Genomic DNA, 22,697 nt, shown 5'->3' with positions numbered 1-22,697 from the left:
CCCGCCAAAAACACGGAACAACAAGACCCGCAACACCCGACTGCCTCTCCCTTCCCGCCCCGCTGCGCCTGAACTCAAGCACCGCTGCGCTGGAAGAGGTGCGCATTATAGACAACCAAATCCTGAAGTCAAGAAAAAACAACAAAAAACCTCTCCGACCAATCCAGGAACACCCGCACCAGCACACCAGCCGCAAGCACCACGCCGCGCAAAACCACAGGCCATCCACGCCAAGCACACTCGACCTGCGTCGCCCTCGCACGACGCCAACCAAAGAAATCCCCGCCCCCCCCTTGCATCCGACAACCGCGAACGGCCGATCGGATCGGCCAAGGAGCGCCTAAGGACTTACAGAACCTGGAACACCTGCAGTTGATAACCGGCTTCGCGCCGGAGAACACCGAGCGAGCGTAGTTTATGGACCGCCCCCGCGGTCTTGACGAAGACCGGCTCGGCGAGCGCAGGCGCATTGGCGGGCATCAAGACGCGCAAGGCCTCGCCCTTGCTCGGGAGATCGCACAGGATGCCGTCCACGCTGGCGCGACCGTCATCGATCACGCCGAGCGTCGGACTGCGAGCCAGCAACTCGATGCCCAGACCCGCGTGCGCAGCCCACATGCGCAACCGGCGCACGATGCCAAGCTGCCAGCCTTCGCCGTCCACGAAATGGATGCCGAGGAGTTCACCGATGTCTGGCCACGCGCGCGTCGGGTCGCTGTTGGCGACAATCTGCAGGCCGCTGCGACTGAAATCGACCACCCTCCAGTTTCGCGGCACCGGCAAGGGCTGCCCGCCGATCACCGCGGCACAGGCGTGCAATCCCCGCGCGATATCTGCGCTCGCCTCCTGGGCGTAACGGCGTCGTGTGCGCACCGGAGGGGTATGCGACCACTGCATGCGCAGGTATTCGACGGCTGCGCGGGCATGCTCGAGTGGCAGGCGCCCGAACGGAGCGGGCACGATCGAGCGCGCGAGCTGCCTCGAGAACTCGGTCAGCAACTCCCCCGCCGCCCACGGGGCGAAACGCCACTCGCCATCCCGGTGCTTGCCCATCTGGCGCACCGGGATGGTTCCCTCCTCGGGGATGACCACATACTGCGGAACATCCGCCGCGCGCCGATCGAGGGAGAGAAACGGAAGGCAAATATCCACCACGTGCCCGAGCGCGACGCCCATCTCGAGCTCGACCTGATCGAGGTTGATGCTGTAGTGGGCGACCGCGCGCAGGTATTCGCGCCCGATGCTGTGCAAGTCTCCGCCGACGACGCTGTCGCGGGCCTGCGGCGAGGAAGAGAACAACTGGCCGATGCGCCCCCAGAGCACCTCCTCGGGGCCGAAGCGATCGCAGGCGGACCACTTCAGCGCCTCGACCACGCTGCTCGCGAGACGCAACCGGATCTCTTCGGAGGCGGCCACCGAGTTCGACGGGGAGAGACACCAATAGCCATCGCACACTGCCATCCAGGCATCCCGGACCCCTGCGAGCCAACGCACCCACCACGCGTGGTCACGCTCGGGCGCGGCGCCTGCCAGAGCGCGCACCCCGACCGGCGCCGAGCGCTCGACTGCTTCACGCAAGGCGTCGTCGAAGCTGGACACCACATGCAAGCCCGCGACCTCCGTCTTCTGGCTTCCCGGTTTGTACAATGCCCGCAGCGTCGCAGTCGCCGCCTCCAGGCCCGCGACCGGGTTGCCTCCACCAGCGAGCACACCGGCAGGCGTGTAGTCGAGCGTCCTGGGCTGGTCCAAAGGGCTTTCTCCGCACAAACCGCGCCCTGCCTGTGTTCCCCAGGGAAAACAGGCGTCGCACGAAAGATTTCGTCACATTCTGAACCAGCGTCCACGGCGATGTCCACCGCATACACGCCGGGACGAAGCGATCGTATCGCCACCGCCATCACAGATCCTTCGCCCTGCACAGTAGAATCTCGCCTTTTCCGGGAGCGACGATGCGACAGTACCTCGACCTGATGCGCCATGTGCTCGAGCACGGCGACCCCAAGACCGACCGCACCGGCACCGGAACCCTGTCGGTGTTCGGCTGGCAGATGCGCTTCCGCCTGCAGGACGGTTTTCCGCTCCTGACCACCAAGAAGCTGCACACGCGCTCGATCATCCACGAGTTGCTGTGGTTCCTGCAGGGCGACACCAACATCCGCTACCTGAGAGAAAACGGCGTGTCGATCTGGGACGAATGGGCGGACGCCGACGGCGAGCTTGGCCCGGTGTACGGCAAGCAGTGGCGGCGCTGGGAGACCGCAGACGGGCGCAGCGTCGACCAGATCGCACGCGTCGTCGAAAGCATCCGGCGCACCCCGGATTCGCGCCGCCATCTCGTCTCGGCATGGAATCCGGGCGAAGTCGACGCCATGGCCCTGCCGCCCTGCCACGCGCTGTTCCAGTTCTACGTCGCCGGTGGTCGCCTGTCATGCCAGCTCTACCAGCGCAGCGCGGACATCTTCCTCGGCGTGCCCTTCAACATCGCCTCCTATGCCCTGCTCACCCACATGGTGGCGCAGGTGTGCGAGCTCGAAGCGGGCGATTTCGTGTGGACCGGTGGCGACTGCCACCTCTACAGCAACCACCTGAGGCAGGCGCGGGAGCAGCTCGAGCGCGCCCCGCGCCCCCTGCCGACGCTGCGCCTGAACCCCGCAGTGCGCGACCTCTTCGGCTTCCGCTTCGAGGACATCGCGCTCGAAGGCTACGACCCGCATCCGCACATCAAGGCCCCGGTGGCGGTATGAAGAAGCCCGAGATCGTCCTCATCGCCGCGGTCGCGCGCAACGGCACGATCGGCCGCGATAACGAGCTGCCCTGGCGGCTGAAGGCCGACCTGCAGCATTTCCGTGCCCTCACCCTGGGGCACCCGATCCTGATGGGGCGCAAGACCTGGCAATCGCTCGGCCGCCCGCTGCCAGGACGGCGCAACCTCGTGGTGAGCCGTACGCCGGATTACCGTGCCGAAGGCGCCGAATGCTTCGCCGACCCCGCGGCCGCGATCGCCGCGGCCGGCGAGGCCCAGACACTGTTCGTGATCGGCGGCGCCCAACTTTACGCCCAGCTGCTTCCCCTCGCCGACCGCCTCGAGCTCACCGAGGTGAAAGCCGACGTCGAGGGCGATGCGCACTTCCCCGCCGTCGATCCGGCGCGGTTCGTCGAGGAGCGTCGCGAGACACACCACGCCGACGCCGACAACGCCTTCGACTTCGATTTCGTGCGCTACTGCCGGCGCTGAGCCCGACGGCCGCGCCGACTGCCCTGCCGCAGAAACGACAAGGGCCGCATCGCGCGACCCTCGTCATTCGACACCCCCTGCGGCGGGAGCGGCTCAGCCCTTCACGCAATCCACGTGGTAGCGCCCGTCCTCGCCCTTGACCAGGCCGTGGATGTCGGTCTCGAAGCCGGGGAAGCGGGCGTTGAAGTCGCGCGCGAACTTGAGGTAGCGCACGATCGTCGCGTTGAAGCGCTCGCCCGGGATCAGCAGCGGGATGCCCGGCGGATAGGGCGTGACCAGCATCGCGGTGACGCGGCCCTCGAGCTCGTCGAGCGCCACGCGCTCGATCTCGCGGTGCGCCATCTTGGCGAAGGCGTCGGCGGGCTTCATCGCCGGCACCATGTCCGACAGATACATCTCGGTGGTCAGTCGGGCGACGTCGTTGGCCTTGTAGAAGCTGTGGATCTGGTCGCACAGATCCTTGAGCCCGACGCGCTCGTAGCGCGGATGCTTGGCGATGAATTCGGGCATCACGCGCCACAGCGGCTGGTTGCGGTCGTAGTCGTCCTTGAACTGCTGCAGCTCGGTCACCATCGTATTCCAGCGGCCCTTGGTGATGCCGATGGTGAACATGATGAAGAAGGAGTACAGGCCGGTCTTCTCGACGATGATGCCGTGCTCCGCGAGGTACTTGGTGACGATCGCCGCCGGGATGCCGGTGTGTTCGGCGAAGTCGCCGTCCATGTTCAGGCCCGGGGTGATGATCGTTGCCTTGATCGGGTCGAGGATGTTGAAGCCCTCGGCCAGGTTGCCGAAGCCATGCCAGCGCTCGCCGGCCTTCAGCGTCCAGTCGTCGCGCTCGCCGATGCCCTCCTCGGCCAGGTACTCCGGCCCCCAGACCTGGAACCACCATTCGTCGTCGCCGAATTCGGCGTCCACCTTGCGCATCGCGCGACGGAACTCCACCGCCTCGGAGAGCGATTCATTGACCAGTGCGGTGCCGCCCGGCGCCTCCATCATCGCCGCCGCCACGTCACAGGACGCGATGATCGCGTACTGCGGCGAGGTCGAGGTATGCATGAGGTAGGCCTCGTTGAAGATGTCGCGGTCGAGCCTGCGGGTCTGCGAGTCCTGCACCAGGATCTGCGAGGCCTGGCTGAGTCCGGCGAGCAGCTTGTGGGTGGACTGGGTGGCGAACACCATCGACTCGCGGCAGCGCGGACGATCGGCGCCGATCGCGTGATAGTCGCCGTAGAAGTCGTGGAAGGCGGCGTGCGGCAGCCAGGCTTCATCGAAGTGCAGGGTGTCGATCTCGCCGTCGAGCAGCTCCTTGATGGCCTCGACGTTGTACACCACGCCGTCGTAGGTCGACTGGGTGATGGTGAGGATGCGCGGCTTCTTGTTCTTCGCCTCGCGCGCGAAGGGGTTGGCCTCGATCTTCTTGCGGATGTTCTCCATTGAGAACTCCTCCAGCGGGATCGGGCCGATGATGCCGTAGTGGTTGCGCGTCGGCGTCAGGAACACCGGCACCGCGCCGGTCATGATGATCGAGTGGAGGATGGACTTGTGGCAGTTGCGGTCGACGACCACGATGTCGCCGGGCGCCACCGTGGTGTGCCAGACCATCTTGTTCGACGTCGACGTGCCGTTGGTGACGAAGTACAGGTGGTCGCAGTTGAAGATGCGCGCCGCGTTGCGCTCCGAGGCCGCCACCGGCCCGGTGTGGTCGAGCAGCTGGCCGAGTTCGTCGACCGCATTGCACACGTCCGCGCGCAGCATGTTCTCGCCGAAGAACTGGTGGAACATCTGCCCCACCGGGCTTTTCAGAAAAGCAACGCCACCCGAGTGCCCCGGGCAGTGCCACGAGTACGAGCTGTCGGCCGCGTAGTGCACCAGCGCGCGGAAGAAGGGCGGCGCCAGCGAATCGAGATAGTTCTTCGCCTCGCGCACCACGTAGCGCGCGATGAACTCCGGCGTGTCCTCGAACATGTGGATGAAGCCGTGCATCTCGCGCAGCACGTCGTTGGGGATGTGGCGCGTGGTGCGCGTCTCGCCGTGCAGGAAGATCGGGATGTCGGCGTTGCGGAAGCGGATCTCGACGACAAACGCGCGCAGGTCGGCGATCGCCTTGGCCGAGGCCTCGGGCGAGGAGAACTCCTCGTCGTCGATCGACAGGATGAAGGTCGAGCCACGGCTCTGCTGCTGCGCGAAGGACGTCAGGTCGCCGTAGCTGGTGACGCCGAGCACTTCCATGCCCTCTTCCTCGATCGCCTTGGCGAGCGCGCGGATCCCCAGTCCCGAGGTGTTCTCCGAGCGGAAGTCCTCGTCGATGATGATGATGGGGAAGTGGAATCTCATCCTGGTCGTCTCCAGCGGGTCCGTGCGGGCCGGGTAAAGCCGGCAGTGTACTCCGGCGAAGATTGCCCGCGCGTTACCGAAATTGGTTCGAAAAAGCACAAGGGGCCGTCAGGCGGCCCCGTGGAGGAAGGTCGGCGAAGCGAAGGCGCTCAGATCTTGGGCAGGGTGACGCCGGTCTGCCCGAGGTACTTGCCGCCGCGATCCCTGTACGAGGTCTCGCACACCTCGTCCGACTCGAAGAACAGCATCTGCGCCACGCCCTCGTTGGCGTAGATCTTCGCCGGCAGCGGCGTGGTGTTGGAGAACTCGAGGGTCACGTGGCCTTCCCACTCGGGCTCGAGCGGGGTGACGTTCACGATGATGCCGCAGCGCGCGTAGGTGCTTTTGCCCAGGCACACGGTCAGCACGCTGCGCGGAATGCGGAAGTACTCGACCGTGCGCGCGAGTGCAAAGGAGTTCGGCGGGATGATGCACACGTCGCCGGTGAAGTCGACGAAGTTGCGCGCATCGAAGTCCTTGGGGTCGACGATGGTCGAGTTGATGTTGGTGAAAATCTTGAATTCGTTCGCCACGCGCACGTCGTAGCCATAGCTCGAGGTGCCGTAGGACACGATGCGGCCGGTGTCGTTGCTGCGCACCAGTTCCGGCGCGAAGGGCTCGATCATGCGGGCCTGTTCGGCCATGCGGCGGATCCACTTGTCGGACTTGATGGACATGGGCGCGTCTTCCGGCGGGTTGCGGTGCGGGCGGCGGAGGCCGTCCGTGAAAAGGCGCGTAGTGTAAGGCAGGCAAGCGGCGGACGAAAGGCGGAGGGAAAACGAATCGCGGCCGGATCGCGCGAAGTTGGCGCACGGCGGGCACGCTCGACGTGCGCGCCCGCCGCTACGGACGGGCGCGGCCTGCGCAATCAGGCGGACTTGAACACGATGTTGGGGAACTTGTGCGTCATGTCCTTCGAGCGCTCGGCGATGCGCACCGCCACCTTGCGCGCGATCTGCTTGTAGATCGAGGCGATGCGGCCATCCGGATCGGCGACCACGGTGGGCGCGCCGCTGTCGGCCTCGGTGCGGATCTGGATGTCGAGCGGCAGCGCACCGAGGAAGGGCACCTTGAAGTCCGCGCACATCTTCTCGCCGCCACCCTGGCCGAAGATGTGCTCCTCGTGGCCGCACTTCGAGCAGATGTGGATGCTCATGTTCTCGACCACGCCGAGGATGGGCACGCCCACCTTCTCGAACATCTTCACGCCCTTGCGCGCGTCAAGCAGCGCGATGTCCTGCGGCGTGGTGACGATCACCGCGCCGGTCACCGGCACGCTCTGCGACAGGGTGAGCTGGATGTCGCCGGTGCCCGGGGGCATGTCGATGACGAGGTAGTCGAGGTCGTCCCAGGCGGTGTCCTTGAGCATCTGGTTGAGCGCCTGCGTGGCCATCGGGCCGCGCCACACCATCGGCGTATCGGGGTCGATCAGGAAGCCGATCGACATCGCCTGCAGCCCGAAGGCCTGCAGCGGGGTCATGGTCTTGCCGTCCTCCGACACCGGGCGCTGGTCGCCGATGCCCAGCATCTGTGGCTGCGAGGGACCGTAGATGTCGGCGTCGAGCAGGCCGACGCGGGCACCTTCGGCCGACAACGCGAGCGCGAGGTTCACCGCGGTCGTGCTCTTGCCCACGCCGCCCTTGCCCGAGGCCACCGCGATGATGTTGCGCACGCCCGGCAGCAGCTTGACGCCCTGCTGCACCGCGTGCGCGACCACCTTGCTAGACACCGTCACGGCGACGCGCTCCACGCCCGGCAGCTTGGCCACGGCCTCGCTCAGCAGCGCGCGGATCGGATCGTGCTGGCTCTTCGCCGGGTAGCCGAGCTCGACGTCGAAGCGGACCTCGCCACCCTGCACCGACAGGTTGCGGATGCTGCGCCCCGCCACGAAATCCTTGCCGGTGTTGGGATCGATCACCTGCTTGAGCGCTTCGGTTACGGTTTGCTGATCAAGACTCATCGCGTTTTCCTCGAAAATCGGTGCACCCGCCGCCGGGTGGAAGCGGCAGAATCATACCGGAGCGCAGCGCCGGACTCATCCGCGTTCTGCGCAGGGTTTCTCGCCCGCCCCCGCACCCGACCCCGTTCGACGAATTTCCCGCGCGCCGCATGCAGGCGCCACATGCACATGACTTTGCGCAATTCCCGCCACAGACCCGGCTTCCCGACGGCCCTCGTGTCCGCCACCCTGCTCGCCGGCCTCCTCGCCGCCTGCGCCAGCCCTGGCGGCAATGGCACGGCCACCGACGCGATCCACCGCCATGCGCTGGTGCGGACCGCACCGCCCGAACCGTCCTGGGCCGCACTTCGCGAGCAGCTCGCCAAGGCCACCACCGGCCTCGCGGGAGTCGAGATCGGCAGCGCCGGCGACACGGGCTTCCGCGTGCAGATCCCGGTCGCCGACGGCTTCGCCAGCGGCAGTCCGGCAATCCGTCCGACGCTCGGACGCGCGCTCGACGCGCTCGCGCCCGCGCTCGCGGCCGAGGCCGGAGTGGCGGTGCGGGTGGTCGGCCACACCGACAGCCAAGGCAGCGAGATGGTCAACCTGCGCCTGTCGATCGCGCGCGCGGAGGCAGTGGTGGCGTGGCTGCGCGAGCGCGGCATCGCCCTCGACCGCCTCGCCGCCGACGGTCGCGGCGAGGCCGATCCGCTCACGTCCAACGCCACCGAGGAAGGCCGCGTGCGCAACCGCCGCATCGAGCTGATCCTCTCGCGCATGCCCTGAGCGCGCGCCACGGCGCGGCATCGCGTGCCGCTTTGCTAAACTCTCGACTTTATCCGGCACCGGTTCCCGCACCCATCATGTCCCGCAAGCTCCTCGTCACCAACGCCCTGCCCTACGCCAACGGCGACATCCACCTCGGCCACCTCGTGGGCTACATCCAGGCCGACATCTGGGTGCGCTACCAGCGCATGCGCGGCCACTCGGTGCACTACGTGTGCGCGGACGACACCCACGGCACGCCGGTCATGCTGCGCGCCGAAAAGGAAGGGCTCACGCCCGAGCAGCTCATCGAGCGCGTGCACGGCGAGCACCTGCGCGACTTCACCGCCTTCGGCGTCGCATTCGACAATTACCACTCGACGCACAGCGCCGAGAACCGTTTCTATGCCGAGGACATCTACGCCAGACTGAAGGCGGGCGGCCTGATCGACACACGCTCGATCGAGCAGTACTACGACCCGGTCAAGGAGATGTTCCTCCCCGACCGCTTCATCAAGGGCGAGTGCCCGAAGTGCGGCGCCCCCGACCAGTACGGCGACAACTGCGAGGCCTGCGGCGCGGCCTACGCCCCCACCGAGCTCAAGAACCCCTATTCCGCGGTGTCCGGCGCCAAGCCGGTGCTGAAGACCTCGGAGCACTACTTCTTCCGTCTGTCGGACGAACGCGCGGTCGCCTTCCTGCGCGAATGGACGCGCGGAACCAACGCCGCCGGCGAGCGCCGCCTGCAGATGGAAGCCGCCAACAAGATGAAGGAGTGGCTCGGAGAAAACGCAACTGAGGAAGGCGAGAACACGCTCTCCGACTGGGACATCTCGCGCGACGCACCCTACTTCGGCTTCGAGATTCCGGGTGCGCCGGGCAAGTACTTCTATGTGTGGCTGGACGCACCGATCGGCTACCTCGCCAGCTTCCGCAACCTCGCTGCCAAGCGCGCCGCCGCGGGCGAGACGATCGCCGTCGAGGACTACACCGACGCCGCCCGCGCCGCCGCGGCCGGCACCGAGATGGTGCACTTCATCGGCAAGGACATCCTCTACTTCCACGCCCTGTTCTGGCCCGCGATGCTGAAGTTCGCCGGCTACGCCACGCCCAGCCGGCTGTGCGTGAACGGCTTCCTCACCGTCGACGGCGCCAAGATGAGCAAGAGCCGCGGCACCTTCATCACCGCGCACTCCTACATCGCGCAGAAGCTCGACCCCGAGTGGCTGCGCTACTACTTCGCCGGCAAGTCGAACGGCACCATGGAGGACGTCGACCTCAACCTCGACGACATGATCGCCAAGGTCAATTCCGAGCTCGTGGGCAAGTTCGTGAACATCGCCAGCCGCTGCGCCGGCTTCATCGGCAAGCGCTTCGACGGCCGCCTGGGTGAGGCCGACGCCGCCGCCTGTGCCGAGTTCGCCGCCGCCTGGAGCGAGGGCCGAGTCGCCACCGCGTTCGAGGAGCGCGACTACAGCCGCGCGCTGCGCGAGGTCATGCGCTTGGCCGACCTCGCCAACCAGTACGTGAACGACCACAAGCCCTGGGAACTCGCCAGGCAGGAAGGCCAGGAAGCCCGCCTGCACACGGTGTGCAGCACCGCGCTGACCATGTTCCGCGACCTCACCCGCTACCTGAAGCCGGTGCTGCCGGCGCTCGCCGCGCAGGTCGAAACCTTCCTCGCCATCCCGGCCATGGACTGGCAGGGCGACTGGGCGGCGCTGCCTGCCGGCCATGCCATCCAGGCCTACAGCCACCTGATGACCCGCGTCGAGCGCAAGCAGATCGACGCCCTGCTCGAGGCCAACCGCGAGTCGCTCGCCCCGGCGACGGCGGTGCCCGCGAAGACAGACGAGCCTGCCAAGGACACCGAGGCGGCGTCCTCGCAGCAGCGCCACGCCGAGAAACAGCAGCATTCGGCCCAGGCTGCGGAGACCGCCTCGCCGCATATCACGATCGACGATTTCACCAAGGTCGAGCTGCGCATCGCGAGGATCGTCGATGCCCAGCACGTCGAAGGCGCCGACAAACTGATCCGGCTTGCGCTCGACATCGGCGAGGCCGACGAGTCCGGCAACCCGAAACCGCGCCAGGTCTTCGCGGGCATCAAGTCGGCCTACGACCCGGCGACGCTCATCGGGCGCCTGACGGTGATGGTCGCCAACCTCGCACCGCGCAAGATGAAGTTCGGCATGAGCGAGGGCATGGTGCTCGCCGCCTCCGACGCTGCCGGCAGCACGCCAGGGATCTTCCTGCTCTCGCCCGACGCCGGCGCGCACCCCGGCATGAAGGTGAAGTAAGCCGCACCGAGTCGCCGTCATGCCGCTCACACCCTCGAAACGCTGGATCGTCCTGCATCACGCCGGCCGAGGGTGACCGTCTCCGTGCTCCGCGCCGCCTGCCTGCCCTCGATGGCGGCGGCGCCGCCCGGGCCTCGCGCCCCGTCCTGAACCAGTACGCAGCGGAGACAACATGAAACTCGACTTCCGTCCCAAGCTCTTCGACACCCTGCCCGGCTACAGCCGTGCGACCTTCGTCGGCGACCTCTCCTCGGGCATCACCGTGGGCGTGCTCGCGCTGCCGCTCGCGATGGCGTTCGCGATCGCCAGTGGCATGTCGCCTACCGCGGGCATCTGGACCGCGATCGTCGCCGGCTTCCTGATCGCCTTCCTTGGTGGCTCCAAGGTGCAGATCGGCGGGCCCACCGGCGCCTTCATCCCGATCATCTACGCCATCGTCGCCGACCTCGGCGTGCAGAACCTGCTCATCGCCACCATGATGTCGGGCGTGCTGCTGTTCGCCATGGGCGCGCTGCGCCTGGGCAACATGATCCGCTTCATCCCGCTGTCGGTCGTGATCGGCTTCACCAACGGCATCGCGGTGGTGATCTTCATCTCGCAGATCAAGGACTTCCTCGGCCTGCAGATCGCCGACCTGCCGGGCGAGTTCTTCGCCAAGATGGGGGCGCTCGCCGCGGCGCTGCCCACGCTGCACCTGCCCACGGTGGCGGTGGCGCTCGTGTCGCTCGCGATCCTGGTGGCGTGGAACCGCCAGGCCGTGAAGACCGCGTGGATGCGCCGCCTGCCCGGCCCGCTCGCGGTACTGATCATCCTGACCGCGATCAACGCCCTGATCGCGCTCCCGGTCGACACCATCGGCAGCCGCTTCGGCGGCATCCCGCAGGAAATTCCCCCCTTCGGCCTGCCGGAACTGAGCCTGTCCACGCTCGGCAAGCTGATCGCGCCGGCGATCACGATCGCGCTGCTCGGCGCGATCGAGTCGCTCCTCTCGGCGCGCGTCGCCGACAGCCAGATCGACGACCGCCACGACCCCAACCAGGAGCTGATGGCGCAGGGCATCGCCAACGTCGCCGCGCCGCTCTTCGGCGGCTTCGCCGCCACCGGCGCGATCGCGCGCACCGCGACCAACATCCGCACCGGCGGACGCACCCCGATCGCCGGCATGATCCACGCCGGCGTGCTGCTCGCGATCGTGCTCGCGCTCGCCCCGCTCGCCAGCCACATCCCGCTCGCCACGCTGTCGGCGATCGTGGTCATCGTGTCGATCAACATGGGAGAGTGGCACGCCTTCGCGCCGAAGGAGCTCGCGCGCTACTCGCTCAACTACCGCACCATCCTGCTCGGCACCTTCTTCATCACCGTGGTGTTCGACCTCACCCTGGCGGTCGAGATCGGGATGGCGCTCGCGAGCCTATTCTTCATCTACCGCATGTCCGACCTCACCCGCATCGACCGCGTGCCACTGGAAGACTTCTATGGCGTCGAAGCCTTGTCCCACCCCGACGGCACGCCGCGCATCGTCGCCTACAAGCTCAAGGGCAGCCTCTTCTTCGGCGCCGCCAACAAGCTCGAGAACCTGCTGCTCGGGCTGCCCGGCCACCCCGAGGTGGTCGTGCTGGACCTCGACAAGGTGATCAACATCGACACCACCGGCCTGGACATCCTGCAGACCCTGCACCGCAACCTGCAGAAGCGCGGCGCCCACCTCGTGCTGTGCGGACTCAACTCGCAACCCGGCTCGATCGTGTTCCGCTCGGGCTTCAGCGACAAGCTCGGCGACGACAACATCGCCGCCAACCTCACCGAGGCGCTGATCCGCGCCCAGCGCCTGAGCGGGCGCGAGCCGGAGATCGCCTATGCCTGAGCGGAAATCGCCCACGCCTGAACAGCACTCGAGCATGCCCGACGGGAAATCACCGCTGCCCGCTGCAAGCGCGCCGGCGGCGGACGCCATCGCCCGCCGCCTGCGCATCCACGGCAGGGTGCAGGGCGTCTGGTATCGCGGCAGCGCGACCGCCGAGGCGGCGCGCCTCGGCCTCTCGGGCTGGGTGCGCAACCGCAGCGACGGAACGGTCGAGGCGCTCGCGATCGGCCCGCTCGTCAAGGTCGAAACCTTCGTCGCCTGGGCCCACCGGGGCCCGGAGAATGCGCGCGTGTCGCGGGTGGAGGTGTTCGAGGCCGAACTCGAGCGCCTCACCGGCTTCGAGCAGCGTCCGACGGTTTGAGCACAGCCCGACCCGAACGAAGCGCCCTCGACTTCCGCGACGGCGACGCGGCGCGCCCGTTGCGCGCCGTGGGAGTTCATGCGCTGTGATCGCGACTTGCGTCGCTCCTACGAAAACCCGCAGACCCCCAGCGCATGTTCGATTCCCGTGGGAGCGACGCAAGTCGCGATTGCAGCGCCTCCATTCCACGCCGCAGTCGTCACCGCACCGGGCGGCGCCTCAGGGGTACACCACCTCGACCGCCTCGCCCGGCAGCCATTCGCGCAGGCTCTCCAGCAGCGCGTCGTCCAGGCGCACGCGCCAGCCGTCGCCGAGCGGGAGCTCGGCTTCGGCGGCGGCGTTGCGATAGCGGACGCGGATCGGGCAGCCGCCCTCGCGGAAGGGCTCGAGCAGGGTCTGCAGCTTGCCGGCCGCGCCCGCCGCACCGCCGCTGGCGGCAAGCTCGCCGTCGATGCGTAGCGACAGCGCGCGTGCGAAACGGCTGCGCGCCTCGCCGAGGGTGAGCAGGCGGTCGGCGTTGATGCGCAGGCCACCGGAGAAATCGTCGTTGCTCACCTTGGCCTCCACCACCAGCACCTCGTCGGTGACGATCTTGCCGCGGCTCGCCTCCAGCACCTCGGAATACACCGTGACCTCGCGCGGCTCGGTACCGTCGTCGAGCAGCACGAAGGCCATCTTGCCGCGGTTGCCGACCTTGGTGCGCTGCTCCATCACCACGCCGGCCAGCATGGTGATGTCGCGCGAGGGCTCGAGCTGCGCCAGCGTGCGGCGCACGAAGCGGCGCACCTCGGGCTTGAAGGCGTTGAAGGGATGGCCGGAGAGGAAGAAGCCGATCGCGAGCTTCTCTTCCTTGAGGCGCTCGCGCTCGGTCCACGCACGCACCTTGGCGAACTCGGGCGCCGCGCCCGCGGCCTCCGGCATCAGGTCGAAGAGCCCACCCTGCATCGCGTTGGCCGCCGCCTGTTCGGCCGCCTCCATCGCCAGCGCGACGGTCGCCATCAGCTGCGCGCGGTCCAGGCCCTTGTGGCCCGGCAGGGTGTCCATCGCGCCGGCGCGGATCAGCGCCTCGATGACGCGGCGGTTTACCATGCGGCGATCGACGCGCTCGCAGAAATCGAACAGGTCGCGGAAGTCTCCGCCCTTCTCGTGCGCGGCGAGGATCGCGCGCACCGCAGGCTCGCCCACGCCCTTCACCGCGCCCAGGCCGTAGCGGATGATCTTGCGATCCACCGGCACGAAGCGGTAGTCGGAGGCGTTGACATCCGGCGGCAGCACCTTGATGCCGTTGGCGAGCGTGTCTTCGTAGAAGATCTTGACGGTATCGGTGTTGTCCAGGTCGGACGACATCGTCGCCGCCATGAAGGCCGCGCAGTGGTGCGCCTTGAGCCAGGCGGTGTGGTAGGTGACCACCGCGTAGGCCGCGGTGTGCGACTTGTTGAAGCCGTACTCCGCGAACTTGGTCATCAGGTCGAAGAGCTGCTCGGCGAGCGCCGGGTCATAGCCCTTCTGCTTCGCACCCTCGGCGATGGTGGCGCGGTGCTTGGCCATCTCGTCGGCCTTCTTCTTGCCCATCGCGCGGCGCAGCATGTCGGCACCGCCAAGCGTGTAGCCCCCGATGATCTGGGAGATCTGCATCACCTGTTCCTGGTACACGATCACGCCGTAGGTCGGCTCCAGGCAGGCCTTGAGGTCGGGGTGGAAGTAGTCGATCTCCTGCTGGCCCTTCTTGCGCAGGATGAAGTCGTCCACCATGCCCGAGCCGAGCGGGCCGGGACGGTAGAGCGCGAGCACCGCGATGATGTCCTCGAAGCGGTCGGGCGCGAGCTTCTTGAGCAGCTTCTTCATGCCGTCCGATTCGACCTGGAAGATCGCCGTGGTGTTGGCGTCCTTGAGGATCTGGTAGGCGGCGGGATCCTCGAAGCCCAGGCTCATCAGGTCCGGACGGCTGCCCTCCAGGCGCGCCACGTACTCCAGCGCGAGCTCGATGATGGTCAGGTTGCGCAGGCCGAGGAAGTCGAACTTGACCAGGCCCACGGCTTCGACGTCGTCCTTGTCGAACTGCGACACCGGCGTGGCGTCGTCGCCGTCGGCGATGTAGAGCGGACAGAAGTCGGTGAGCTTGCCGGGCGCGATCAGCACGCCGCCGGCGTGCATGCCGACGTTGCGGCTCAAGCCCTCCAGCGGCTGCGCCAGGCTCCACAGGTCGCGCACCGACTCGCCGTCGTTGCCGTCGGCCATCATCTCGCCGATCTGCGGCTCCATCTCGTAGGCCTTGTTCAGCGAGACGGGCTTGGCGCCCTCGATCGGGATCAGCTTGGAGAGGCGGTCGCACAGGCCGTAAGGCAGATCCAGCACGCGGCCGACGTCGCGCACCACCGCCTTCGAGGCCATGGTGCCGAAGGTGGCGATCTGGCTCACCGCGTCCTTGCCGTAGCGCTCGCGCACGTACTCGATGACGCGGTAGCGGTTGTCCTGGCAGAAGTCGATGTCGAAGTCGGGCATCGACACCCGCTCGGGGTTGAGGAAGCGCTCGAACAGCAGCGCGTACTCGAGGGGGTCGATGTCGGTGATCTTGAGCGAGTAGGCCACCAGCGAGCCCGCGCCGGAGCCCCGCCCCGGTCCGACCGGCACGCCGTTGTTCTTGCCCCACTGGATGAAGTCGGCCACGATCAGGAAGTAGCCGGGGAAGCCCATCTGGATGATGGTGTCGGTCTCGAACTTCAGCCGCTGCTCGTAGCGCGGGCGCTGACGCTCGCGCTCCTCCGGGTGCGGGTAGAGCTGGGCGAGGCGCTCCTCCAGCCCCTTCTTCGCCTCCGCGACGAGGAAGTCGTCGAGCGTCATGCCCTCGGGCGTCGGGAACAAGGGCAGGAAGTTCTTGCCGAGTTGCACGGTGAGCGAGCAGCGGCGCGCGATCTCGACCGCGTTCTCGAGCGCCTCGGGCAGATCGGCGAAGAGCTCGCACATCTCCGCCTGGCTCTTGAGGTACTGCTCCTCGGTGAAGTCGCGCGGCCGGCGCTTGTCGGCGAGCACGTAGCCCTGCGCGATGCAGACGCGCGCCTCGTGTGCCTTGAAATCCTCGCGCTTGAGGAACTGCACCGGGTGGGTCGCCACCACCGGCAGGCCGAGCCGGCCGGCGAGTTCCACCGCGTGGCGGATGTAGGACTCGGTGCCGGGATGCCCGGCGCGCTGGATCTCGATGTAGAAGGCGTCCGGAAACAGCCGCGCCCAGTCGGCCGCGAGCTGTTCGGCGAGCGCGAGGTTGCCGGCCGCGATCGCCGCGCCGATGTCGCCGCTCATCGCACCCGACAGGCACAGCAGCGCGCTTGCGGCACCATTCTCGAACCACTCGCGGCGCATCTCGGCGCGGCCGCGGTGCTTGTTCTCGAGGTAGGCGCGCGTCAGCAGCTCGCACAGCTGACCATAGCCCGCGCGGTTCTTGCAGATGAGCAGCACGCGCTGCGGCTTGTCGCGCTCGGCCTCGTTGCGGATCCAGGCGTCGACGCCGACGATGGGCTTGATGCCCTTGCCGCGCGCGCCCTTGTAGAACTTGACCATGCCGAACAGGTTGGCGAGATCGGAGACGCCGAGCGCCGGCATGCCGTCGGCCGCGGCGGCGGCGATCGCCTGGTCGAGCTGGACGATGCCGTCGGTGATCGAATATTCGGAGTGCAGGCGGAGATGCACGAAGCGCGGAGCGCTCGGCACGATGGGCGCTTCGGCCGTGGAGGGGGCAGCAGGATTCATGGCGCGGATTTTACCCGACGCCGCCCGCCCCCGCCGCCGACACTCAGGGCAACAGCACCGTCGAGCCGGTGGTCTTGCGCGCCTCGAGGTCGCGGTGCGCCTGGGCCGCGTCCTTCAGCGCATAGCGCTGCAGGATCTCGATCCTCACCTGGCCGCTGCGCACCACCTCGAACAGCGCCGCGGCGCGTTCGACGAGCTCCGCGCGGCTGGCGATGTAGTCGGGCAGCCCGGGCCGAGTGACATAGACCGAGCCCGCCTTGTGCAGCAAGGCGCAATCGAAGGCGGCGACCGGGCCGGTGGCGTTGCCGTAGCTCACCATGGTGCCGCGGCGGCGCAGACAGGCGACCGAATCGAGGAAGGTGTCGCGCCCGACCGAATCGTACACCACCGCGACGCCTTCGCCGCCAGTGAGCGCGCGCACGCGCTCGGGGAAGTTCTCGCGCGAGTACACGATGACGTGGTCGCAGCCGAGCGCGCGCGCGCGCTGCGCCTTGTCATCGTTGCCCACGGTGCCGATCACGGTTGCGCCGAGCTGCTTCGCCCACTGCACCAGGATCGAGCCGACCCCACCCGCCGCCGCATGCACCAGGATGGTCTCGCACGCCTTGACCGGGTAGGTGGCGTGCAACAGGTATTGTGCGGTAATGCCCTGCAGCATCATCGCCGCGCCCTGCTCGAAGGAGATGTCGTCCGGCAACGGCACCAGGTGGCGCGCCTCGATGTTGCGCGCCTCGGCATAGGCATCGAGCGGGCCGCTGGTATAGGCCACGCGGTCGCCCACCTTCAGCTCGGCGACACCGTCGCCGACCGCCTCCACCACGCCCGCCCCCTCCATGCCCAGCCCGGACGGCAGCGTCAGCGGGTACAGGCCACTGCGGTGATAGGTGTCGATGAAGTTGAGCCCCACCGCATGGTGGCGCAGGCGCACCTCGCCGGTCGCGGGTGGCGGCAGCTCGACGGCCTCCCACTGCAGGACTTCGGGGCCGCCGGTGCGGTGGATTCGGATCGCATGGGTCATCGGATTCTCCTCGGGATTCCTTGCGCGCAGCGTCGGAGGGAGCCCGGCCACGCGGCGTCGGGTGATCTTAGCGTACCAGCGAGACCCCGATGCGGTACTGCGCTTCCTTGTTCTCGTCGTACTCGAGCAGGGTCTCGCCATAGCCCTTGAAGGCCTGCAGATGGACGAAGGCGCCCACCCCGGAGAACACGCTGCGCCGGATCGGATAGGACAGGTCGTACTGGGTGCCCATCTTGCCCTCGGTGCCGCGCCGGATCAGCGTGGAGAACAGCCAGCCGTCGTCGCGGCCGAGGCGCAGGCCGAGCTCGGCGTGGCCGCGGTAGCGCGCGATGTCGGGATTGTCCTCCCGATCGAGGTAGGTCCACGCCTTGGGCACGACGCCGAGGTAGGAGCCGGACTCGTCCAGGCGCAGGCGCGCGTCGGCGCGCACGAAGAGCGTGTCGATGCTGCGCGAGGGCATGTCCTCCTTGCCGTTCGATTCGTGCTCGTAACCGCCGGAGAGTGCCAGCGAACCGCGCTTTTGCGGGTCGTCGAGCGCGAAGCGGTAGAACAGCGAAGGGCGGAAGCTCGAATCGCGGAATGGCTTGGATTCCGACTGCAGGTCCCACAGCGAGGTCTGGGTGAAGCCGAAGTAGAGCCCGCTCGCCACCGGGATCGTCTCCGCCACCACGCCCTGCTCGTCGAAGATGCGGTAACGAAAGCTGAACTGGAAGCGCGCAGATACCGGGTCGCGTCCGCCGATGAGGAAATACATCGGCTCGTGGAAGCCGAAGCCCGACGGCTCGACCGGCGCCGCATCGGACGGCACCGCCGCCACCGGCGCCATCGGCGCCACCGCGGCCGCTGGGGCGACCGCCGTCGTGCCGGCCGCGGCGACCGACGGGATGGCGGTCGACGCGGTGGCCGCCGTAGCCACATCGGCCGCCGTCCCGGCGTCGAGCAGCACGCGGGCCGAAGGCCGCCCGACGAGCGCGAGCGCCGCCACCCCGGTGACCTCCATCGGCCAGCGTGCGAAATAGCGGCGCTGGCCGCCCCCCGCCGCGGGCCTGCCGATCGCCACCAGCTCGACCGCGATGCGCGGCCCGCCACCCGACAGCTCGATGCTCGCCGGCAGCCGCGCCGGCCAATCCGCCGCGCGGCCCTCGCCGATCACCACGACTTCGAAGCGCTGGCCCGGCACGACCTGCGGGCTGGAGGTGGCGAGCAGCCAGTCGGCGGCGAACGCGGCCGGCGCGGCCAGGGCGAGCGCGCCGGCGAGCAGCAGCGGGCGCGGGGAGGAAGTTTTCGGCATGGCGATCGCCTGGCGGGAACGAAGGAAACAAAGCGGGGCAGCCCCTCGCAGGACTGCCCCCGGGAAAACGCCGCGCGAACCTCCTCGTGCGAGGCTCGTGCGGAGGCGGCGCCGAGCGGCGCCGCCAGCAGGCATCAGGCCCCGGCGTTGCGCGACTCCTTGGCATCGACCACGGCGAGCGCGGTCATGTTGACCAGGCGGCGCACGGTGGCCGAGGGGGTCACGATGTGCACCGGCTTGGCCGCGCCCAGCAGGATCGGACCCACCGAGACGCCGTCGCCATTGGCCACCTTCATCAGGTTGAACGAGATGTTGGCGGCGTCCAGGTTGGGCATCACCAGCAGGTTGGCCTCGCCCTTCAGGCCCGAATCCGGATGCAGCTTGTCGCGGATCTCCTCGGAGAGCGCGGCATCGCCGTGCATCTCGCCATCGACGTTGAGGTCGGGCGAGGTCTCGCGCAGGATCTCGCAGGCGCGGCGCATCTTGCGCGCCGAAGCCGAGTTCGAGCTGCCGAAGTTGGAATGCGACAACAGCGCCACGCTCGGCTCGATACCGAAGCGGCGCAGTTCGTCGGACGCCATGCGGGCGATCTCGGCGACTTCCTCCGCACTCGGGTTCTCATTCACATAGGTGTCGGTGATCGCCAGCATGCGCTTGGTGAGCAGCAGCAGGTTCATCGCCGCGAACTGCTTGGCGCCCGGCGCCAGCCCGATCACGTCCGCCACCTGCTTGAGGTGGTAGTCGTAGGAGCCGAAGGTGCCGCACACCAGCGCATCGGCATCGCCGCGGCGCAGCATCATGACCCCGATCAGGGTGGTGTCGCGGCGGATCTTGGCTTTGGCCAGGTCGGGGGTGACCCCGTCGCGCTTCATGAGCTTGTAGTACTCGGTCCACAACTCGCGATAGCGCGGGTCGGACTCCGGATTCACGATCTCGAAGTCGCGCTCGGGCTTGAGGTTGAGGCCGATCTTCTTGATCCGCATCTCGATGACCTCGGGGCGACCGATGAGGATCGGACGCGCCAGGCCTTCGTCCAGCACCACGCGCACCGCGTGCAGCACGCGCTCGTCCTCACCCTCGGCGTAGATCACGCGCTTCTGCTCCAGCGGCACCGCCTTGGCGGCCGAGAACACCGGCTTCATGACGATGCCGGACTGGTAGACGAAGGCGTTGAGGCTGGAGGCGTAGGCCTCGAGGTCGGCGATCGGCTTGGTCGCCACGCCCGAATCCATCGCCGCCTTCGCCACCGCGGGCGCGATCTTGACGATCAGGCGCGGATCGAAGGGCTTCGGGATGATGTACTCGGAACCGAAGCTGAGCTCCTGGCCGCCGTAGGCGCTGGCGACGATGTCGCTCGCCTCGGCCTCGGCCAGCTCGGCGATCGCCTTCACGCAGGCGAGCTTCATCTCCTCGTTGATCGTGGTCGCGCCGACGTCGAGCGCACCCCGGAAGATGAAGGGGAAGCACAGCACGTTATTGACCTGGTTCGGGAAGTCCGAACGGCCCGTGGCCACGATGCAGTCGGGACGCACGGCCTTGGCGTCGGCCGGCAGGATCTCGGGGTTCGGGTTGGCGAGCGCGAAGATCAGCGGCTTGGCAGCCATCTTCGCCACCATCTCGGGCTTGAGCACGCCCGCGGTCGACAAGCCCAGGAAGACGTCGGCGCCGGCGATCACGTCGCCCAGCGCGCGGCCCTCGGTCTTCTGCGCGTAGCGCGCCTTGGTCGGCTCCATGTTGGGCTCGCGGCCCTCGTAGATGACGCCCTTGGAGTCGCACACATAGATGTTCTCGCGGCGCAGGCCCACGCTGACCATCATGTCGAGGCAGGCGATCGCCGCGGCACCGGCGCCGGAGCACACCAGCTTGACGTCGGCGATGTTCTTGCCGACCACCTTGAGACCGTTGACCAGGCCGGCAGCCGAAATGATCGCGGTGCCGTGCTGGTCGTCGTGGAAGACGGGGATCTTCATGCGCTCGCGCAGCTTCTTCTCGATGTAGAAGCACTCGGGCGCCTTGATGTCCTCGAGGTTGATGCCGCCGAGCGTGGGCTCGAGCGCGGCGATGATCTCGATCAGCTTGTCGGGGTCGTTCTCGGCCAGCTCGATGTCGAAGACGTCGATGTTGGCGAACTTCTTGAACAGGCAACCCTTGCCTTCCATGACCGGCTTGGAGGCGAGCGGGCCGATGTTGCCCAGGCCGAGCACCGCGGTGCCGTTGGTGACCACGGCGACGAGGTTGCCGCGACTGGTGAGCTCGAAGGCTTCGGCAGGGTCGGCGACGATCGCGTCGCAGGCCGCGGCCACGCCGGGCGAATAGGCGAGCGCGAGATCGCGCTGGTTGGTGAGGCCCTTGGTGGGCACCACCGAGATCTTGCCGCGCGTCGGCGAGCGGTGATAGTCGAGCGCTGCGGTGATGAAATCCTGATCCATGTTCTCCCCTCTCGTGTCTATGAGGTAATCGATATGAGGTCGTCGAGGCCGGGCCGGAATCGCGACGCAGCACCCGCCCGCCCGGGGCTTGCAGCCCGGGACGGAGGACCTGCTCGGGAATCGAACGCAGACCTGCTTGTTCTTGTTGGCGTCGTCCGGCTCGGGATCGCCAGCGACCGACGCCCCCGAAGTGTACTCCAGCACCCCGGCCTTGGACACGCCCGCCGCTTATGCGCAGGATCACCCTGGAATCGAGCTTTGCCGGTGCCTGGCGCGCCGGAGGCGCCGGTTTTTGGCAGAATGCGGGGCCGGCGAGCAGCCGCGCGCACATGACGACAGGGGAGAAGGCGATGCGACGGGTGGTATTCAATCAGAAGGGCGGTGTCGGCAAGTCGACGATCACCTGCAACCTCGCGGCGATCGCCGCCGCCCAGGGCAAGCGCACCCTGGTGGTGGACCTCGACCCGCAGGGCAACTCCACCCAGTACCTGCTCGGTGCCGGCGTGGACGTCCTGGATGCGACGCTCGCCGATTTTTTCGACCAGACGCTCAACTTCAAGCTCAACCCGCGCGGCACCAAGGACTTCGTCGTCGCCACCCCCTTCGAGCGCCTGCACGTGATGCCCTCGCATCCGCAGCTCGAGGAGCTGCAATCCAAGCTCGAGTCGCGCTACAAGATCTACAAGCTGCGCGATGCGCTGGAGGAGCTGGCGAAGGACTTCGACTGCGTCTTCATCGACACCCCCCCGGCGCTCAACTTCTTCACCCGCTCGGCGCTGATCGCCGCCGATGCCTGCCTGATCCCTTTCGACTGCGACGAGTTCTCGCGCAAGGCGCTGTACTCGCTGCTCGCGAACGTGGAAGAGATCAAGGCCGACCACAACCGCGCCCTCGAGGTCGAGGGCATCGTGGTCAACCAGTTCCAGCCGCGCGCGAGCCTGCCGCAAAAGGTGGTCCAGGAACTCATCGACGAGGGTCTGCCGGTGCTGCAGCCCTACCTGTCGGCCTCGATCAGGATCAAGGAATCGCACGAGCAGGCCAAGCCGATGATCCACCTCGACCCCAAGCACAAGCTGTCGCAGGAGTTCGTCGCGCTGCACGATACCCTGGCGCGCAAGTACGGCACCTGAGCCTCGCGCTTTCCGCAGGAGCGACGCGAGTCGCGATCCCGGCGCGAACCGGGCGCCGTGCCGACGGAACCGTGGCAATCGCGACTTGTGTCGCTCCTACGGGGCGACCGCGCGCTTCGACGTTTCCTGTAGGAGCGACGCGAGTCGCGATCCGGGCGCGAACCGGGCGCCGTGCCGACGGAACCGTGGCAATCGCGACTTGCGTCGCTCCTACGGGGCGACCGCGCGCTTCGACGTTTCCTGTA

The 22,697-nt window shown here is 67.8% G+C and carries 15 protein-coding genes; 7 read left to right on the top strand and 8 right to left on the bottom strand.

Annotation, left to right across the window (positions count from 1 at the left end; all coding sequences use genetic code 11):
- Nucleotides 1–348 precede the first annotated feature (348 nt).
- On the bottom strand, nt 349–1,749 hold the full coding sequence (locus TMZ1T_RS07850; protein ID WP_012585094.1) for a hypothetical protein: 1,401 nt from the start codon (nt 1,747–1,749) through the stop codon (nt 349–351).
- A 200-nt stretch (nt 1,750–1,949) separates the two neighbouring features.
- On the opposite strand from TMZ1T_RS07850, the gene TMZ1T_RS07845 reads away from it, so the two are divergent.
- Nucleotides 1,950–2,744 (top strand): thymidylate synthase, encoded by a 795-nt coding sequence (locus TMZ1T_RS07845; protein ID WP_004312322.1) that lies wholly within the window; start codon nt 1,950–1,952, stop codon nt 2,742–2,744.
- Nucleotides 2,741–3,235: a dihydrofolate reductase gene (locus TMZ1T_RS07840; RefSeq protein ID WP_004312324.1), complete on the top strand. Its 495-nt coding sequence runs from the start codon at nt 2,741–2,743 to the stop codon at nt 3,233–3,235. The genes TMZ1T_RS07845 and TMZ1T_RS07840 overlap by 4 nt, the downstream gene beginning before the upstream one ends.
- 93 nt (nt 3,236–3,328) lie before the next feature.
- Here TMZ1T_RS07840 and TMZ1T_RS07835 read toward each other — a convergent pair whose 3' ends face one another.
- The 3 genes from TMZ1T_RS07835 to apbC all read right to left on the bottom strand — a co-directional run bounded on the left by TMZ1T_RS07835 (nt 3,329) and on the right by apbC (nt 7,571).
- Nucleotides 3,329–5,572 (bottom strand): arginine/lysine/ornithine decarboxylase, encoded by a 2,244-nt coding sequence (locus tag TMZ1T_RS07835; RefSeq protein WP_004312326.1) that lies wholly within the window; start codon nt 5,570–5,572, stop codon nt 3,329–3,331.
- 149 nt (nt 5,573–5,721) lie between these two features.
- Nucleotides 5,722–6,288: a dCTP deaminase gene (gene dcd / locus TMZ1T_RS07830; RefSeq protein ID WP_004312328.1), complete on the bottom strand. Its 567-nt coding sequence runs from the start codon at nt 6,286–6,288 to the stop codon at nt 5,722–5,724.
- Between the two features lie 191 nt (nt 6,289–6,479).
- Nucleotides 6,480–7,571, bottom strand: a complete 1,092-nt coding sequence (apbC, locus tag TMZ1T_RS07825; RefSeq protein ID WP_004312329.1) for an iron-sulfur cluster carrier protein ApbC — start codon at nt 7,569–7,571, stop codon at nt 6,480–6,482.
- Between the two features lie 162 nt (nt 7,572–7,733).
- Between apbC and TMZ1T_RS07820 the strand changes: the two genes are divergently transcribed.
- The 4 genes from TMZ1T_RS07820 (at nt 7,734) to TMZ1T_RS07805 (ending at nt 12,840) form a co-directional block, all read left to right on the top strand.
- A complete protein-coding gene (locus tag TMZ1T_RS07820; protein ID WP_004312330.1) occupies nt 7,734–8,336 on the top strand; it encodes an OmpA family protein in 603 nt (200 codons plus the stop codon).
- A 77-nt stretch (nt 8,337–8,413) separates the two neighbouring features.
- Nucleotides 8,414–10,615: a methionine--tRNA ligase gene (gene metG / locus TMZ1T_RS07815; protein WP_012585093.1), complete on the top strand. Its 2,202-nt coding sequence runs from the start codon at nt 8,414–8,416 to the stop codon at nt 10,613–10,615.
- A gap of 172 nt (nt 10,616–10,787) precedes the next feature.
- On the top strand, nt 10,788–12,479 hold the full coding sequence (locus TMZ1T_RS07810; protein ID WP_004312333.1) for a SulP family inorganic anion transporter: 1,692 nt from the start codon (nt 10,788–10,790) through the stop codon (nt 12,477–12,479).
- Nucleotides 12,472–12,840 carry an acylphosphatase gene (locus TMZ1T_RS07805; RefSeq protein WP_370695913.1) on the top strand — a complete coding sequence of 123 codons (369 nt, stop codon included), beginning with the start codon at nt 12,472–12,474 and terminating at the stop codon, nt 12,838–12,840. Before TMZ1T_RS07810 ends, TMZ1T_RS07805 begins: the two co-directional genes overlap by 8 nt.
- A gap of 219 nt (nt 12,841–13,059) precedes the next feature.
- On the opposite strand, the gene dnaE is transcribed toward TMZ1T_RS07805, so the two are convergent.
- The 4 genes from dnaE to TMZ1T_RS07785 form a co-directional block, all read right to left on the bottom strand.
- On the bottom strand, nt 13,060–16,584 hold the full coding sequence (gene dnaE / locus TMZ1T_RS07800) for a DNA polymerase III subunit alpha (RefSeq protein WP_012585092.1): 3,525 nt from the start codon (nt 16,582–16,584) through the stop codon (nt 13,060–13,062).
- A 43-nt stretch (nt 16,585–16,627) separates the two neighbouring features.
- The gene (locus TMZ1T_RS07795; protein WP_012585091.1) at nt 16,628–17,602 is read right to left on the bottom strand and encodes a quinone oxidoreductase family protein; all 975 of its coding nucleotides are present in this window, start codon (nt 17,600–17,602) and stop codon (nt 16,628–16,630) included.
- A gap of 67 nt (nt 17,603–17,669) precedes the next feature.
- Nucleotides 17,670–18,893 (bottom strand): phospholipase A, encoded by a 1,224-nt coding sequence (locus TMZ1T_RS07790; protein ID WP_012585090.1) that lies wholly within the window; start codon nt 18,891–18,893, stop codon nt 17,670–17,672.
- A 134-nt stretch (nt 18,894–19,027) separates the two neighbouring features.
- The gene (locus TMZ1T_RS07785) at nt 19,028–21,322 is read right to left on the bottom strand and encodes an NADP-dependent malic enzyme (RefSeq protein ID WP_004323552.1); all 2,295 of its coding nucleotides are present in this window, start codon (nt 21,320–21,322) and stop codon (nt 19,028–19,030) included.
- A 350-nt stretch (nt 21,323–21,672) separates the two neighbouring features.
- Here TMZ1T_RS07785 and TMZ1T_RS07780 point away from each other — a divergent pair, with 350 nt between their 5' ends.
- Nucleotides 21,673–22,452, top strand: coding sequence for a ParA family protein (locus TMZ1T_RS07780; protein ID WP_004323553.1), 780 nt, complete (start codon nt 21,673–21,675; stop codon nt 22,450–22,452).
- The last annotated feature ends 245 nt before the right edge of the window (nt 22,453–22,697 follow it).

This window comes from Thauera aminoaromatica (assembly GCF_000021765.1).
Lineage (GTDB): Bacteria > Pseudomonadota > Gammaproteobacteria > Burkholderiales > Rhodocyclaceae > Thauera > Thauera aminoaromatica.
The sequence above is the reverse complement of the archived record's forward strand: the minus strand, read 5'-3'. Positions and strand labels throughout refer to the sequence as shown.

Bases quoted from the DNA above. Each gene is read 5' to 3' on its own strand.
- TMZ1T_RS07845 (WP_004312322.1), top strand. From the start codon at position 1,950: ATGCGACAGTACCTCGACCTGATGCGCCATGTGCTCGAGCACGGCGAC.
- TMZ1T_RS07840 (WP_004312324.1), top strand. From the start codon at position 2,741: ATGAAGAAGCCCGAGATCGTCCTCATCGCCGCGGTCGCGCGCAACGGC.
- TMZ1T_RS07835 (WP_004312326.1), bottom strand. From the start codon at position 5,572: ATGAGATTCCACTTCCCCATCATCATCATCGACGAGGACTTCCGCTCG.
- dcd (WP_004312328.1), bottom strand. From the start codon at position 6,288: ATGTCCATCAAGTCCGACAAGTGGATCCGCCGCATGGCCGAACAGGCC.
- apbC (WP_004312329.1), bottom strand. From the start codon at position 7,571: ATGAGTCTTGATCAGCAAACCGTAACCGAAGCGCTCAAGCAGGTGATC.
- TMZ1T_RS07820 (WP_004312330.1), top strand. From the start codon at position 7,734: ATGCACATGACTTTGCGCAATTCCCGCCACAGACCCGGCTTCCCGACG.
- metG (WP_012585093.1), top strand. From the start codon at position 8,414: ATGTCCCGCAAGCTCCTCGTCACCAACGCCCTGCCCTACGCCAACGGC.
- TMZ1T_RS07810 (WP_004312333.1), top strand. From the start codon at position 10,788: ATGAAACTCGACTTCCGTCCCAAGCTCTTCGACACCCTGCCCGGCTAC.
- TMZ1T_RS07805 (WP_370695913.1), top strand. From the start codon at position 12,472: ATGCCTGAGCGGAAATCGCCCACGCCTGAACAGCACTCGAGCATGCCC.
- dnaE (WP_012585092.1), bottom strand. From the start codon at position 16,584: ATGAATCCTGCTGCCCCCTCCACGGCCGAAGCGCCCATCGTGCCGAGC.
- TMZ1T_RS07795 (WP_012585091.1), bottom strand. From the start codon at position 17,602: ATGACCCATGCGATCCGAATCCACCGCACCGGCGGCCCCGAAGTCCTG.
- TMZ1T_RS07790 (WP_012585090.1), bottom strand. From the start codon at position 18,893: ATGCCGAAAACTTCCTCCCCGCGCCCGCTGCTGCTCGCCGGCGCGCTC.
- TMZ1T_RS07785 (WP_004323552.1), bottom strand. From the start codon at position 21,322: ATGGATCAGGATTTCATCACCGCAGCGCTCGACTATCACCGCTCGCCG.
- TMZ1T_RS07780 (WP_004323553.1), top strand. From the start codon at position 21,673: ATGCGACGGGTGGTATTCAATCAGAAGGGCGGTGTCGGCAAGTCGACG.